General features: G+C 72.0%; 18 protein-coding genes. 10 read left to right on the top strand and 8 right to left on the bottom strand.

Annotation, left to right across the window (positions count from 1 at the left end):
- Positions 1–133: 133 nt before the first annotated feature.
- Complete coding sequence (heR, locus tag JNO54_RS09810) at positions 134–907, top strand: heliorhodopsin HeR (RefSeq protein WP_204143736.1); 774 nt, start codon at positions 134–136, stop codon at positions 905–907.
- Between the two features lie 87 nt (positions 908–994).
- Here the strand turns inward: heR and JNO54_RS09805 are convergent, their stop codons facing one another.
- Together JNO54_RS09805 and JNO54_RS14995 are read right to left on the bottom strand one after the other, a co-directional pair.
- Positions 995–1,219 carry a hypothetical protein gene (locus JNO54_RS09805; protein WP_204143735.1) on the bottom strand — a complete coding sequence of 75 codons (225 nt, stop codon included), beginning with the start codon at positions 1,217–1,219 and terminating at the stop codon, positions 995–997.
- Complete coding sequence (locus JNO54_RS14995; RefSeq protein WP_204143734.1) at positions 1,216–1,485, bottom strand: DUF3099 domain-containing protein; 270 nt, start codon at positions 1,483–1,485, stop codon at positions 1,216–1,218. The genes JNO54_RS09805 and JNO54_RS14995 overlap by 4 nt, the downstream gene beginning before the upstream one ends.
- A 121-nt stretch (positions 1,486–1,606) precedes the next feature.
- Here JNO54_RS14995 and fabG point away from each other — a divergent pair, with 121 nt between their 5' ends.
- Both fabG and fabI read left to right on the top strand, forming a co-directional pair.
- Positions 1,607–2,320, top strand: coding sequence for a 3-oxoacyl-ACP reductase FabG (gene fabG, locus JNO54_RS09795; RefSeq protein ID WP_204143733.1), 714 nt, complete (start codon positions 1,607–1,609; stop codon positions 2,318–2,320).
- 45 nt (positions 2,321–2,365) lie between these two features.
- On the top strand, positions 2,366–3,121 hold the full coding sequence (fabI, locus tag JNO54_RS09790) for an enoyl-ACP reductase FabI (RefSeq protein WP_204143732.1): 756 nt from the start codon (positions 2,366–2,368) through the stop codon (positions 3,119–3,121).
- Between the two features lie 9 nt (positions 3,122–3,130).
- Here the strand turns inward: fabI and serB are convergent, their stop codons facing one another.
- Together serB and glgC are read right to left on the bottom strand one after the other, a co-directional pair.
- On the bottom strand, positions 3,131–3,814 hold the full coding sequence (gene serB / locus JNO54_RS09785) for a phosphoserine phosphatase SerB (protein ID WP_307818155.1): 684 nt from the start codon (positions 3,812–3,814) through the stop codon (positions 3,131–3,133).
- Positions 3,811–5,061 (bottom strand): glucose-1-phosphate adenylyltransferase, encoded by a 1,251-nt coding sequence (glgC, locus tag JNO54_RS09780; RefSeq protein WP_204143731.1) that lies wholly within the window; start codon positions 5,059–5,061, stop codon positions 3,811–3,813. The genes serB and glgC overlap by 4 nt, the downstream gene beginning before the upstream one ends.
- Positions 5,062–5,126: 65 nt before the next feature.
- Here glgC and glgA point away from each other — a divergent pair, with 65 nt between their 5' ends.
- The gene (gene glgA / locus JNO54_RS09775; protein ID WP_204143730.1) at positions 5,127–6,314 is read left to right on the top strand and encodes a glycogen synthase; all 1,188 of its coding nucleotides are present in this window, start codon (positions 5,127–5,129) and stop codon (positions 6,312–6,314) included.
- A gap of 15 nt (positions 6,315–6,329) precedes the next feature.
- Here glgA and JNO54_RS09770 read toward each other — a convergent pair whose 3' ends face one another.
- On the bottom strand, positions 6,330–7,076 hold the full coding sequence (locus JNO54_RS09770) for an Rv1486c family protein (protein WP_307818154.1): 747 nt from the start codon (positions 7,074–7,076) through the stop codon (positions 6,330–6,332).
- A gap of 30 nt (positions 7,077–7,106) precedes the next feature.
- Here JNO54_RS09770 and JNO54_RS09765 point away from each other — a divergent pair, with 30 nt between their 5' ends.
- From JNO54_RS09765 to JNO54_RS09745, 5 genes are all read left to right on the top strand, one after another.
- Positions 7,107–7,892, top strand: coding sequence for an ABC transporter ATP-binding protein (locus tag JNO54_RS09765; protein WP_204143729.1), 786 nt, complete (start codon positions 7,107–7,109; stop codon positions 7,890–7,892).
- Between the two features lie 35 nt (positions 7,893–7,927).
- On the top strand, positions 7,928–8,380 hold the full coding sequence (locus JNO54_RS09760) for an NfeD family protein (RefSeq protein ID WP_204143728.1): 453 nt from the start codon (positions 7,928–7,930) through the stop codon (positions 8,378–8,380).
- Between the two features lie 62 nt (positions 8,381–8,442).
- Positions 8,443–9,645, top strand: coding sequence for an SPFH domain-containing protein (locus JNO54_RS09755; protein WP_204143727.1), 1,203 nt, complete (start codon positions 8,443–8,445; stop codon positions 9,643–9,645).
- A 45-nt stretch (positions 9,646–9,690) separates the two neighbouring features.
- A complete protein-coding gene (locus JNO54_RS09750; protein WP_204143726.1) occupies positions 9,691–10,464 on the top strand; it encodes a sulfite exporter TauE/SafE family protein in 774 nt (257 codons plus the stop codon).
- A gap of 116 nt (positions 10,465–10,580) precedes the next feature.
- Positions 10,581–11,396 carry a TrmH family RNA methyltransferase gene (locus JNO54_RS09745; protein ID WP_204143725.1) on the top strand — a complete coding sequence of 272 codons (816 nt, stop codon included), beginning with the start codon at positions 10,581–10,583 and terminating at the stop codon, positions 11,394–11,396.
- A 3-nt stretch (positions 11,397–11,399) separates the two neighbouring features.
- Here the strand turns inward: JNO54_RS09745 and JNO54_RS09740 are convergent, their stop codons facing one another.
- Genes JNO54_RS09740 through JNO54_RS09730 form a run of 3 tightly spaced genes read right to left on the bottom strand, consistent with a single transcriptional unit; the run spans position 11,400 to position 13,131 of the window.
- The gene (locus JNO54_RS09740) at positions 11,400–11,960 is read right to left on the bottom strand and encodes a YbhB/YbcL family Raf kinase inhibitor-like protein (protein ID WP_204143724.1); all 561 of its coding nucleotides are present in this window, start codon (positions 11,958–11,960) and stop codon (positions 11,400–11,402) included.
- 17 nt (positions 11,961–11,977) lie between these two features.
- Positions 11,978–12,358, bottom strand: coding sequence for a DUF3037 domain-containing protein (locus JNO54_RS09735; RefSeq protein WP_204143723.1), 381 nt, complete (start codon positions 12,356–12,358; stop codon positions 11,978–11,980).
- Complete coding sequence (locus JNO54_RS09730; RefSeq protein WP_204143722.1) at positions 12,355–13,131, bottom strand: HipA family kinase; 777 nt, start codon at positions 13,129–13,131, stop codon at positions 12,355–12,357. Before JNO54_RS09730 ends, JNO54_RS09735 begins: the two co-directional genes overlap by 4 nt.
- Positions 13,132–13,248: 117 nt before the next feature.
- Between JNO54_RS09730 and JNO54_RS09725 the strand changes: the two genes are divergently transcribed.
- Positions 13,249–13,596, top strand: a complete 348-nt coding sequence (locus JNO54_RS09725) for an HPF/RaiA family ribosome-associated protein (protein WP_204143721.1) — start codon at positions 13,249–13,251, stop codon at positions 13,594–13,596.
- The last annotated feature ends 21 nt before the right edge of the window (positions 13,597–13,617 follow it).

Below are 13,617 nucleotides of genomic sequence, written 5' to 3'. Positions count from 1 at the left end.
CCCGCGCAGGGGGTCGAGGGCGGCCGTCTCCTGACCGCACCGCAGCATACGCACCGGTCCTGGGCGGCACCCCCCGTGAGTGACCGTGCGCGCTAGGCTCGAGTCCCATCCGCATCAACGAGACGGAGCGACCGTGCGCGACCCCCAGACCGACGGGCAACGGGTCGCGCGACTGCGCAGCCTCAACTGGATCGCCGCGGGGGTGCACGCCGCGCAGGCGGTGGCTGTCGTCGCCCTGGCGACCGACTTCACCCTGCCCGTCACCGCGACCTACCTGTCCGGCCCGCCCGGCACCCCTCCCGGTGAGCAGGTGACGCTCTGGGACCTCTCGACGCCTCTGGCCATCGCGGCCTTCCTGGCGCTCTCGGCGATCTTCCATCTCCTCGTCGCCTCGCCCGGGGTATTCGGCCGCTACCGCGCAGGGCTGGCCCAGGGGCACAACTACTTCCGGTGGGTGGAGTACTCCCTGTCCAGCTCGCTGATGATCGTCATCATCGCCCAGCTGGTCGGCATCTCCGACGTGGTGGCGCTGGTCGCGCTCTTCGGCGTCAACGCCTCGATGATCCTCTTCGGCTGGCTGCAGGAGAGGTACCACCAGCCCGGCGATGGCGGGTGGCTGCCCTTCATCTTCGGCTGCTTCGCCGGGACCGTCCCGTGGGTCGGAGTCGTCCTCTACACGATCGCGCCGGGGTCGTCGAGCGGCGCCGAGCCGCCCGGCTTCGTCTACGCGATCATCGTCTCGCTGTTCCTCTTCTTCAACGTCTTCGCCCTGGTCCAGTGGCTGCAGTACAGGCCGGTCGGCCGGTTCCGCAGCTACCTCACGGGCGAGACGGCCTACATCGTTCTGAGCCTCACGGCAAAGTCCGCCCTGGCCTGGCAGATCTTCGCCGGCACACTTGCCGGCTGAGGCCTGGTCGGGCCGGCAGACCCCGGAGGATCCCCGGCTGAGGATCTGATGATCACGTCGCGACGCACCACGGCGCGCGGCGTGCGCTCACCGACCGTCCTCGGGGATCGCGTCGAGCCCGACCACCTCGACCGGGAACCCGCGCAGCGAGAGGTAGTCACGCAGTGTCGGGCGGTGCTCCGCGCAGGCCAACCAGACCTTGCGCCTCGTCTCGTCGTGCAGCCGCGGGTTGCGCCAGACGACGGCCGCCTCGGCGGCCAGCCGGCACCCCTTCGCGCTGCAGACGAGCGCGTCGCGATCGGTGACGCTCATCGGGCGATCTGATCCCGGTCCACGGCGCGGCCCGGCGTGCCGGTGCGCGGGCCGACCGCGTTGGCGAGGACGACGGCGAAGTAGGGGAGCAGCACGGCGAGGGCGACGCACGTCCACCTCACCCAGCCCTCGGTGAAGAAGGCGAGGACGAAGCACAGGGTGCGCAGCCCCATCGTCAGCAGGTAGTTGCGGGTGCGGTGCCGGCGGTCCTCCGAGGCCGGCGGGGGCACGCTCGTCACCGAGGCGACGGCGGGCTGGGTAGGCACCCACCCAGGGTACGCGCGGGGCGTTCTCACCTGGGAGACACGCGTCGGCCTACCCGTCGGTAGTGCTCTAGCGTCTGGACGTGACCTGCAGCACAGACCGAGCGCCCGTGGAGGACCACCGATGACGAAGAGCAGAAGGGTCCTCGTGACCGGCGGCAACCGGGGGATCGGACGGTCGGTCGCCCAGCGCCTCGTCGCCGAGGGGCACCGCGTCGTCGTCACCTCTCGCTCGGGCGACCCGGTCGACGGACTCGACGTCGTGGCCTGCGAGGTGGGGAGCAGCGAGTCGGTCGACGCCGCGTTCACCCAGGCCGAGGAGATCCTCGGCGGCTCCGTCGAGGTCCTCGTCGCCAACGCCGGCATCACCAAGGACACGCTGCTCATGCGGATGAGCGAGGACGACTTCGCCTCCGTGCTCGACACGAACCTCACCGGCGCCTTCCGCTGCGTGCGCCGCGCGACGACCGGGATGGTCAAGGGCCGCTTCGGCCGGGTCGTCCTCGTCTCGAGCGTCGTCGGCCTCTACGGCTCGCCCGGCCAGGTCAACTACGCGGCGAGCAAGAGCGGCCTCGTCGGCATGGCCCGCTCGATCACCCGCGAGCTCGGTGCCCGCGGCATCACGGCCAACGTCGTGGCCCCCGGCTTCGTCGAGACGGACATGACCGCCGAGCTGCCCGAGAAGACCCAGGCCGAGTACCAGGCCGCCATCCCCGCCCGCCGCTTCGCCCGCCCCGAGGAGATCGCCGGCGCGGTGGCCTTCCTCGCCTCGGACGACGCCGGCTACATCTCCGGCGCGGTCATCCCCGTCGACGGCGGCCTCGGCATGGGCCACTGACCCACCCCCTTCGTCCACCACCGCCCCCGCGAAAGGCGCACCCGAATGCTCACCGGCAAGACCTTCCTCATCACCGGCGTCCTCATGGAGTCCTCCATCGCCTTTCACGTCGCGAAGATCGCGCAGGAGCAGGGCGCGCAGGTGATCCTCACGAGCTTCGGCCGGACGATGAAGATCACCCAGACGATCGCCCGGCGCCTGCCGCAGCCCGCGCCGGTCATCGAGCTCGACGTCACCGACGAGGAGCACCTCGCGACGCTCGCCGACCGCCTCGGCGAGCACTGCGAGCGCCTCGAGGGGGTGCTCCACTCGATCGGCTTCGCGCCCGAGGGCGCCTTCACCTTCCTCGAGGCGAGCTGGGAGGACGTGAGCACCGCGGTGCACGTCTCGGCCTACTCCCTCAAGGCCCTCGCGGTCGCGGCGCTGCCGCGGATGACCGAGGGGGGCTCGGTCGTCGGCCTGACCTTCGACGCGTCCTTCGCCTGGCCGGTCTACGACTGGATGGGCGTGGCCAAGGCCGCCTTCGAGTCCACCAACCGTTACCTCGCCCGTGACCTCGGGCCGAAGGGGGTCCGCTGCAACCTCGTCGCGGCCGGGCCGATCCGTACGACCGCGGCCAAGTCGATCCCGGGCTTCGAGCAGTTCGAGGAGTCCTGGGACAGCCGCTCGCCGCTCGGGTGGGACGTCGGCGACCCGGTGCCGACGGCCAAGGCGTGCGTCGCCCTGCTCTCCGACTGGTTCCCCGCGACGACGGGCGAGATCGTCCACGTCGACGGCGGCGTCCACGCGATGGGGATCTGAGGCAGACCCTCAGGGACGAAGGGGGTAGCCGCCCTCGTCGTCGTCCCGCCGGTCCGTCGTGAGGTCCAGGGCGTCGAGGACGAGGGCCAGGTCGGGCTCGTCGACGGTGACGTCGGCGGCCTCGCGCAGGGCGGGTTTGGCGCAGAACGCGACGCCGGTGCCCGCGGCGGTGACCATGTCGAGGTCGTTGGCGCCGTCGCCGATCGCGACGCAGCGCCCGAGCGGGACGCCCTGGGCCTGCGCCAGGTCGCGGAGGAAGTCCTCCTTGGACCGCCGGTCGACCACCGCGCCGCGGACGCGGCCGGTGAGCCGGCCCCCTTCGCTCTCCAGCGTGTTGGCCCGGACGTGCTCGATGCCGAGCACCGCCGCGAGCGGCTCGACGACCTCGGCGAAGCCACCCGAGACGAGCCCGACCGGCCAGCCCCGCTCGGCGAAGGCGCCGACGAGCGTGCGCGCGCCCGGTGTGAGGGGCACGCTCTGCCGCACGGTCTCCAGCACCTCGACGTCGAGACCCGCGAGGGTCGCCACGCGGGCGTGCAGGCTCTGCGCGAAGTCGAGCTCGCCGCGCATCGCGGCCTCGGTGACCGCCGCGACCTCGTCGCGGGTGCCGGCGTGCTCGGCGATGAGCTCGATGACCTCGGCCTGGATGAGCGTGGAGTCGACATCCATGACGAGCAGCATCGGAGCCGTCACGGGACCACCGACTGACCCTTGCCGACGACGGTGAGGCCGGTCTCGGTGACCACGAAGCCGCGCGCCCGGTCGTGCTCGGGGTCGATCCCGATCTTCGTGCCCTCGGGGATCGTCACGTCCTTGTCGACGATGACCCGGCGCAGCTCCACGTGGCGGCCGACGTCGACGTTGTCGAGCAGCACGCTGTCGTCGATCGTCGTGTAGCTGTGGACGTGGCAGCCGGGGGAGAGGATCGAGTTGTTGACCCGTGCCCCGGAGATCACCGTGCCCGAGGAGATGCAGCTGTTGAGCGCCTCGCCGAAACGCCCCTGGTCGCCGTGGACGAACTTCGCCGGCGGGAAGGGGCGCTGGTGGGTGTAGATCGGCCAGGCGTAGTTGTAGAGGTTGAAGATCGGGTGGATCGAGGTGAGGTCCATGTGCGCGTCGTAGTAGCTGTCGAGCGTCCCGACGTCGCGCCAGTACGCCCGGTCGCGCGGCGTGGCGCCGGGGACCTCGTTGGCGTTGAAGTCGTAGGCCGCCGCCTCGCCGCGGCTCACGAGGTCGGGGACGATGTCGCCGCCCATGTCGTGCTTGCTCCCGGCCCGGGTGTCGTCGCGGCTCACCGCGTCGATGAGCGCGTCGGCGGAGAAGACGTAGTTGCCCATCGAGGCGTAGATCTCGTCCGGGGCGTCCGGCAGGCCCTGCGGGTCCGAGGGCTTCTCGCGGAAGGCCGTCATCCGGGTCGGGTCGTCGCCGGCGACCTCGAGGACGCCGAACTGGTCGGCCATGGAGATCGGCTGGCGGATCGCGGCGACCGTGCAGGCGGCTCCGGTCTCCATGTGCTGCTGGACCATCTGCGAGAAGTCCATGCGGTAGACGTGGTCGGCGCCGACGACGACGACGATGTCCGGCCGCTCGTCGCGGATCGTGTTGAGCGACTGGAAGATCGCGTTGGCGCTGCCGGAGTACCAGGACTTGCCGACGCGCTGCTGCGCAGGGATGGCGGCCACGTAGTCGCCGAGCATCGTCGACATGCGCCAGGCCTGCGAGACGTGCCGGTCGAGGCTGTGCGACTTGTACTGGGTGAGGACGACGACCTTGCGGTAGCCCGAGTTGATGACGTTGGAGAGGGCGAAGTCGATGAGCCGGTAGTTGCCGCCGAAGGGGACGGCCGGCTTGGCCCGGTCGGCGGTCAGCGGCATGAGGCGCTTGCCCTCACCTCCGGCCAGGACGATGACGAGGACCTTCGGCGCTCCGCTGCGTGGCATTCCAACTCCTGGACGAGATGTGACCTCTCGTGACGAACCTATCGCCTCGGGCCTACGGTGGGGACGTGCGTCTCGACATCCTGACCAAGGAGTACCCCCCGGCGATCTACGGAGGCGCGGGTGTCCACGTCGCCGAGCTGACGCGGGCGCTGCGGGACCGGGGCGATCTCGACGTCCGGGTCCGGTGCTTCGGCGCCGAGCGGGACGAGGAGGGCACGACCGGCTACCCCGACCTCGCCGAGCTCGCCGGGGCCAACCCCGCGCTGCAGACGATGGGGGTCGACCTCGCGATGGCGCAGGACTGCGCCGGCGCGGACCTCGTCCACTCGCACACCTGGTACGCCAACCACGGCGGGCACCTCGCCTCGCTGCTGCACGGTGTCCCGCACGTCATCAGCGCGCACAGCCTCGAGCCGCTGCGTCCCTGGAAGGCCGAGCAGCTCGGCGGCGGCTACGCCCTGTCGTCGTGGGTTGAGCGCACCGCCTACGAGTCCGCGGCGGCGATCATCGCGGTGAGCCACGGCATGCGGGCCGACATCCTGCGCTCCTACCCGCAGGTCGACCCCGAGCGGGTCAAGGTCGTGCACAACGGCATCGACTCCGAGCTGTGGCAGCCGCGCCGGGACGACGAGGTCCTCCGCCGGCACGGCATCGACCCCGAGCGGCCCAGCGTCGTCTTCGTCGGCCGGATCACGCGGCAGAAGGGACTGCCCTACCTCCTGCGAGCCGTGGAGCAGCTGCCCCCGGAGGTGCAGGTCGTCCTGTGCGCCGGCGCCCCCGACACCCTGGAGATCCAGGCGGAGGTCGAGTCGCTCATCGCCGGTCTGCGCGCGACCCGCGACGGCGTGGTGTGGATCGCCGAGATGCTGCCCCGGGCCGAGGTCATCGCGATCCTCACGGGGGGCACCGTCTTCGTCTGCCCCTCGGTCTACGAGCCGCTCGGCATCGTCAACCTCGAGGCCATGGCCTGCGGCCTCCCGGTCGTCGGGACGGCGACGGGCGGCATCCCCGAGGTCGTCGCGAACGGCGAGACCGGCTGGCTCGTCCCGATCGAGCAGGTCCAGGACGGCACCGGCACCCCGGTCGACCCGGACCGCTACGTCGCCGACCTCGCCGCCGCGCTCGTCGAGGCGGTCAGCGACCCGGATCGGACACGGGCCCGTGGCGCCGCGGGGCGTGAGCGGGCGGTCGCCGAGTTCTCCTGGACGAGCATCGCCGAGCGCACGCTCGAGGTGTACCGCTCGGTCCGCTGAGCCCGCTTCTGCGAGTCAGCGCGCCGGGACCCAGCCGGCGAGCTGGGCGCAGGCGGCGTTGGCGGCGTCGGCGAGGACCCCGTCGGCCGAGCGGACGAGGCCACGCAGCACCCCTTCGCGCTCCGCCGCGGTGCGGGCGCCCGTCGCACCCACGTGCTCGAGGCCGAGTCGGGCCGCGGTGGCAGCCGTCCCGGCGAGGGTGATGACGCGGTAGGCCCGGTCGTCGATGCCGTCCGGCAGACCCCACGCGCCCCCGAGCCGGCTGTCGGCGAGCTCGCGGGCCAGGGAGTCGGCGAAGGGGTGCCCGCCCACGTCCTCGAGGTCGCGCTGCGCGGTGGTCACCACCTCGAGGAGGCGGCGCTCGAGCTGCCGGTGGGAGAGCGCCTCGACCCGGTGGACGGGGACCGGGCTGGCGTCATGGTGGTGCCAGTCGACGCGGCGCCCGGAGGAGCCGAAGGTGGAGTGCTCGGGGATGAGGAGCCCGCCGATGCCGGGGACGAAGACCGCCTCGCCGGCCTCGACCGCCACATCGCGCGTCTGCGCGTCGGTCTGCGGCAGGCCCGCGACGTCGCCCGGACCGGGCAGGGCGACGAGGACCGCCGCCTCGCCGAGGTCGCGCCAGAGCGCGAGCCGGTCGGCGAGCCCGGAGACATGGTCGACGTCCGGCAGCGCGCGGGGCGCGACCTGGCTGAGGTCCCCGCCGGCAGCGAGCACCGACGTCGCCCAGAGGGCGACGCGCAGGCTGCCGGGGAGCTCGAGCACCAGTGCATCGTAGGCAGATAGGGTCGTGCCATGAGTGATGTCCTCGCCTTCGCCGGAGTCGGCGTCCGACGTGGACCGACCGCGCTCCTCGACGACGTCGACTGGGAGGTCGAGGAGGGGCAGCGCTGGGTCGTCCTCGGGCCCAACGGCGCCGGCAAGACGACCCTCCTCCAGCTCGCCGCGGGGCGCATGCACCCGACCTCGGGCGTCGCCGGCATCCTCGGCGAGGTCCTCGGGACGGTCGACGTCTTCGAGCTGCGGCCCCGTATCGGCCTCTCGTCCTCCGCGCTCGCCGCGACGATCCCGCCGCAGGAGAGCGTCCGCGACGTCGTCGTCACCGCGTCGTGGGGCGTCACCGGCCGCTGGCGCGAGGAGTACCACGAGCTTGACCACGAGCGCGCCGACGAGCTGCTGCAGGCCCTCGGCGCGTCGCACCTCGCAGAGCGCACCTTCGGCACCCTCTCCGAGGGGGAGCGCAAGCGCGTGCAGATCGCCCGGGCGCTCATGACCGACCCCGAGCTCATGCTCCTCGACGAGCCCGCCGCGGGTCTCGACCTCGGCGCGCGCGAGGACCTCGTGGCGCGCCTCGGGTCGATCGCCGCGGACCTCGCCGCCCCGGCGCTCGTCATGGTGACGCACCACGTCGAGGAGATCCCGCCGCACTTCACCGACATCCTGCTGCTCCGTGAGGGGCGCGTCGTCGCGCAGGGCCCGATCGAGATCACGCTGACCGCGGAGAACCTCTCGCGGACCTTCGGCCTGGACCTCGTCCTCGAGCAGCACGGCGACCGCTGGTCGGCCCGGGCAAGGCGTTGAGGGCATGACACCAACAGAGAGCAAGGGGTGCTGACATGGAGTGGCTCGCGGACAACCTGTGGCTGGCGTGGCTCGCGCTGGCCTTCATCTTCATCGCGATCGAGGCGAGCACGGTCGACTTCGTCTTCGTCATGCTCGCCGGGGGAGCGCTCGCCGGCGCGCTGACCGCCGTCGCCGGTGGGGGCCCGATCCTCCAGGTCATCGTGGCGGTGCTCGTCGCGATCCTCCTCATCGGCGTGATCCGCCCGATGGTCAAGCGACAGTTCATGTCGAGCGAGGCGTCGGGGACCATCGGGTCGGCGGCGCTCGAGGGGCGGCTAGGGCGGGTGCTCGAGACCGTGACGCCGACCGACGGCCGGATCAAGCTCGCCGGCGAGGTCTGGAGCGCCCGTGTGGCGCCCGGCTCCCCGGCCTGCGAGCCCGGTGAGGAGGTACGGGTCGTCCGCATCGACGGTGCGACCGTGATCGTGACCAACCAGCCTGCCTAGCAGGCTCATGCAGGGGGCGCCGGCGACCGCCGGGCCATGACGTACGACGGAAGGACAGCCTGATGGAGGGCCTCGGCATCCTCATCTTCCTGGCCGCGCTGGTGTTGTTCGCGCTGGTCATCCTCTTCAAGACGGTACGCATCGTGCCGCAGCAGACCGCGCTGATCATCGAGCGCCTCGGTCGTTACTCCCGCACGCTCGAGGGCGGCATCCACATCCTCATCCCGTTCGTCGACAAGGTGCGGGCCAACATCGACCTCCGTGAGCAGGTCGTGAGCTTCCCGCCGCAGCCGGTGATCACGAGCGACAACCTCGTCGTCAACATCGACACCGTCATCTACTACACGGTGATCGACGCCAAGAGCGCGGTGTACGAGATCGCCAACTTCATCCAGGGCATCGAGCAGCTCACCGTGACGACGCTGCGTAACGTCATCGGCTCGCTCGACCTCGAGCAGACCCTGACGAGCCGTGACCAGATCAACGCCCAGCTCCGCGGGGCGCTCGACGAGGCGACCGGCCGGTGGGGCATCCGCGTCAACCGGGTCGAGCTCAAGGCGATCGACCCGCCCTTCTCCATCCAGGAGTCGATGGAGAAGCAGATGAAGGCCGAGCGGGACCGCCGTGCGGCGATCCTCAACGCCGAGGGCACCAAGCAGTCCGCGATCCTCACGGCCGAGGGTGAGAAGCAGAGCCAGATCCTGCGTGCCGAGGGTTCGGCCCAGGCCCGCATCCTCGAGGCCCAGGGCCAGGCCCGGGCCATCCAGCAGGTCTTCGACGCGATCCACCGTGGCAGGCCGACGCAGAAGCTGCTCGCCTACCAGTACCTGCAGGTCCTGCCGCAGATCGCCCGCGGTGACAGCAACAAGATGTGGATCATCCCCTCGGAGCTCACCGACGCCCTCAAGGCGATGGGCGGCATGCTCGGGAAGGGCGACGGGGGACCCGACGGCGGCGGTGACGACGACGCCTGGGTCGTGCCCGAGGGCCCGATCGACAACGCCTTCGCCGAGACCTCGCTGGAGGACCCCGCCGAGGCCCTCAAGGAGGCCCGCGGCCAGGCCGGCCAGGCCAGCCGTGAGGCGAGCGAGCACGCGACCCCGACGAGCCGGGTCCAGCCCTCCCAGGAGCGGCCCCGCATGCCGGAGGCCGACCCGGTCGCCGCGCCGCAGGTCGAGGACGTCGTGCCCCCCACGCCGCCCGTCCTCCCGCCGGTCGCCGACGGTCCGCAGACCCCGCCGGAGCCGCCGCGCACCTCGCTCTGAGGAACCCCCTCCGGCGACACCCGGTCAGCCACCTAGGCTGACCGGGTGTCGTGGTGGGAGGTGCTGCTCGTCGTCGTAGCAGGCGTGTGGGCGGGCGGGATCAACACCGTCGTGGGCTCCGGCACCCTCGTCACCTTCCCCACCCTCCTCGCACTCGGCGTGCCGCCCGTGACGGCGAACGTGTCGAACTCGGTCGGGCTCGTCGCCGGCGGGATCACGGGCACGTGGGGCTACCTGCCTGAGCTCAAGGGTGCGGGGCGCTTCGTCGCCCGGCTCGTCCCGATGTCGCTGCTCGGTGCCGTGACCGGCGCCCTCCTGCTGCTGTGGCTGCCGCCGGAGGCCTTCGAGGCGGTCGTGCCGGTGCTCATCGGGCTCGGCGTCCTCCTCGTGATCCTCGGGCCCCGCATCCAGGCGTGGGCGCGCCGGCACCACGTCGAGGGCTCTCCCGACCCCGCCTGGCACGTCGTCGCGCTCATGGCCGGTGTGCTCGTCGCGGGGGTCTACGGCGGCTACTTCGGGGCTGCCCAGGGAGTCATCCTCATGGGGCTGCTGAGCACGCTGAGCACCGAGCCGATCCAGCGGCTCAACGGGATCAAGAATGTCCTCGGGATGGTCGTCAACGCCGTGGGCTCGCTCGTCTTCATCATCGTCTCGCCCGAGCTCGTCTCGTGGCCGGTCGCCCTGATGGTCGGGACGGGCGCCCTCCTCGGCGGGGTCATCGGCGCGCGCGTGGGCCGGCGCCTGCCGCCGGACGTCCTACGGGCCGTCATCGTCGTCATCGGTGTCGTGGGCATCGTCAAGATGGTCTTCTTCCCGTGACGCGCCCGGCGCTCCTCGTGCTCGGGGTCGCGGTCCTGCTGGGCGCGGGTGCGGGCGACGCTCGCGGTCTTCCTCGTCGCCGGACGATGGCGCTGAGCGCGCACTAGGCTGCCGCGGTGCCTCTCGAGATCTCCGATCCGTCAGACCCGCGGCTGCGCGACTACGTCGGCCTCACCGACGTCGCGCTGCGGCGCGTGCTCGAGCCCGAGGGCGGTCTCTACCTCGCCGAGTCCGAGAAGGTCATCCGCCGGGCGCTGGCGGCCGGTCACGAGCCACGCTCGCTCCTCATGTCGCCGCGGTGGTTGGAGGACCTCGCGGACGTCATCGAGATGGTGGAGGCGAAGGGGGCGCCGGTGTACGTCGGTGACCCGGTGGTCGTCGCGGGGATCACCGGCTTCAACCTCCACCGTGGGGCGCTGGCCTCGATGCACCGGCCCGAGCTGCCGAGCGTCGCGGAGGTATGCGCTGACGCGCGGCGGGTGCTCGTCCTCGAGGACCTCGTCGACCACACCAACGTGGGGGCGGTCTTCCGCTCCGCGGCGGCGCTCGGGGTCGACGCCGTGCTCGTGACGCCCCGCTGCGCCGACCCGCTCTACCGCCGGTCGGTGCGGGTCTCCATGGGGACGGTCTTCCAGGTCCCGTGGACCCGGCTCGAGCGGTGGCCGGCGGACGTGGCCACCCTCCAGGCGCTCGGCATGACGGTGGCCGCCCTCGCGCTGGCCGACGACGCGGTCTCGCTCGACGACCTCGCCGGGGACCCGCCGGAGCGGCTCGCGCTCGTCGTCGGCACCGAGGGGGACGGGCTCTCGCGGCGCACCCTGGCCCAGGCCGATGTCACCGTCACCATCCCCATGGAGGGCGGCGTGGACTCGCTCAACGCGGCGGCGGCGAGCGCGGTGGCGGCCTGGGCCCTGCGGGTGCGCGGTGGCTGACCGTCAGCCCTTGTTCTCGTACGTCCCGGTGATGACACCGCGGGCGATCGTCTGGCCGAGGTAGTTGAAGGCCGCGACCGTGCACGAGACCGAGTCGTCGATCGGCAGGCCGTCGGGCTCGACGTCGAGGGCGTGCACGGCGAAGACGTAGCGGTGCGGCCGGTCGCCCTCCGGGGGAGCGGCGCCACCGAAGGCCTTGGTGCCGTAGTCGGTGGCGGTCATGAAGGCACCGGCGGGGAGCCCCTCGCCCCCCTCGTGGCCCGCATCCTCGGCGAGCTCGGTGACGTCGGCGGGGATGCCGACGACGGTCCAGTGCCAGAAGCCGGCCGGCGTGGGGGCGTCCGGGTCGAAGCAGGAGACGGCAAAGCTCTTCGTCCCCTCCGGGGCGCCGCTCCACGAGAGCTGCGGGCTGCGGTTCTCGCCGCTGAATCCCCAGTCGTCGAAGACGTGGGTCTCGGACAGCGCCGCTCCGTCGGTGAAACTCTCGCTCGTCACCTCGAAGGAGGGCACCTCCGGCAGGAGGGAGTACGGGTCGGGGGCGGTGGGACGGCTGTCGATGTCCATGTCCCGACCCTACGACCTCAGCGCACGAGTCGGTCGAGAAGGCGCTCGAGCTCTGCGGCGGGGTCGGTCGTCAGGCCGGTGTGGACAGGACCGGGGCGCACGACGGTGGACCTGGGTGCACTGAGCCACCCGAAGCGGCGGCCGTCGTCGGGCAGGTCGGGCAGCCCTCCGCCGCTGCGGCCCTGGGTGATCTCGCAGAAGGTGCGCAGCGACGCGCGGACCGCCTCGACGTCGAGGTCGGGGGCGAGCGCCCGCAGCCGTGACGCGTCGACGTCGAAGCCGGCGCCGAGGTAGTCGGCGGCCTGGCAGCGCAGCACGACGCCGACGTTGACGAACTCCTCACGCTCGGCCCGCGGCACGCACCGCAGGACGACGTACTGGTAGGTCTGCGCGGTCATCGTCGACCCCCGGGCAGCCAGGCAGCCGGGCTGGCGAGCCGGGCGAGGAGGTGCTCGACGTATGCCTCGCGGACGGCGTCCGGCGACGGCAGGTGCACCCCGTCCTCGTCACTCTCCAGCCACTCGTCCGGGACGATGTCGACGACCCCGCGGACCACCCCTTCGTCGAGGACGTCGACGGCCCGGCCGTGAAAGGCCCCGACGTCCGACGTGAGGTCGCGCAGGACGTGGGTCGAGGCGTCGAAGGGCTGCGCCGCGAAGCGCTCGGCACTGGGTGCCTTGCGTACCCAGCCGTGGTGGAACCACAGCGCCGCACCGTGGTCGATGGCCCAGACCCGGTCGTGCCAGAGCAGCAGGTTGGGGTTGGACCAGGTGCGGTCGACGTTCGCGGTGAAGGCGTCGAGCCAGACGATGGCGTCCGCGACGTCGGCGGGTGCGGGCCGCGAGCCGTCGTAGCCGAACGCCCCCGGCAGGTAGTCCATGCCGAGGTTGAGCCCGACGGAGGCGGTGAGCAGGTCCTGAACCTCCTCGTCGGCCTCGAAGCGGGCGATCTCGCGGGAGAGGCCGACGGTCACGAGGTCGGGGACCGCGATGCCCAGGGCTCGGCCGATCTCGCCGACGATGACCTCGGCGACGAGGACCTTGAGGCCCTGGCCGGCCCCACGCATCTTGACGACGTACATCCCGAGGTCGTCGGCCTCGACGAGACCGGGCATGGATCCCCCTTCGCGCAGGGGGACCGCGTAGCGGGTCGCGGTGACGTGGGGGAGCACGGCGGCAGCCTACGTCGGACCCCGGCGCCTCCTGGGAGATGGGGCGGCATAGGGTGGAGGTGAGCTGCTGGGAAGCACCTCGGTCGCTCGACCCACTCGACGACGAGGAGCGCCACCATGAGCGACGCAACCAGCACCTTCACCGCTGAGGACATCCGTCTCGCCGGGGGAGTGGGTGAGTCCGACCGGGCGCTCGTCGCGGAGACGATGCAGGAGATCATCGGTCGCCTCGGGCAGCTGCGCGAGCAGGCCGACGCCGAGCTGAGCGTCAAGGACCGCGACTCCGCCGACCCGCGCACCACCCTGGAGGTCACCGTCCACGGGCTGCCGAAGGTCGTCGCCGCCTCCTCGGAGGTCGAGCTGCGCGACGCCCTCAACGAGGTCAGCGACCTGGCCGTCCGCCAGCTCCGCAAGGTCATGGAGCGGCGTGACCCGAGCAACAGCCGGGACACCATCCGCGGCTGAGCCCCCGGCTCCCGAGCACGG

This window comes from Janibacter endophyticus (assembly GCF_016888335.1).
In the GTDB taxonomy this organism is placed as follows: Bacteria; Actinomycetota; Actinomycetes; order Actinomycetales; family Dermatophilaceae; genus Marihabitans; species Marihabitans endophyticum.
Note: the sequence above shows the minus strand (reverse complement) of the source record. Positions and strands in the feature narration are given on the sequence as shown.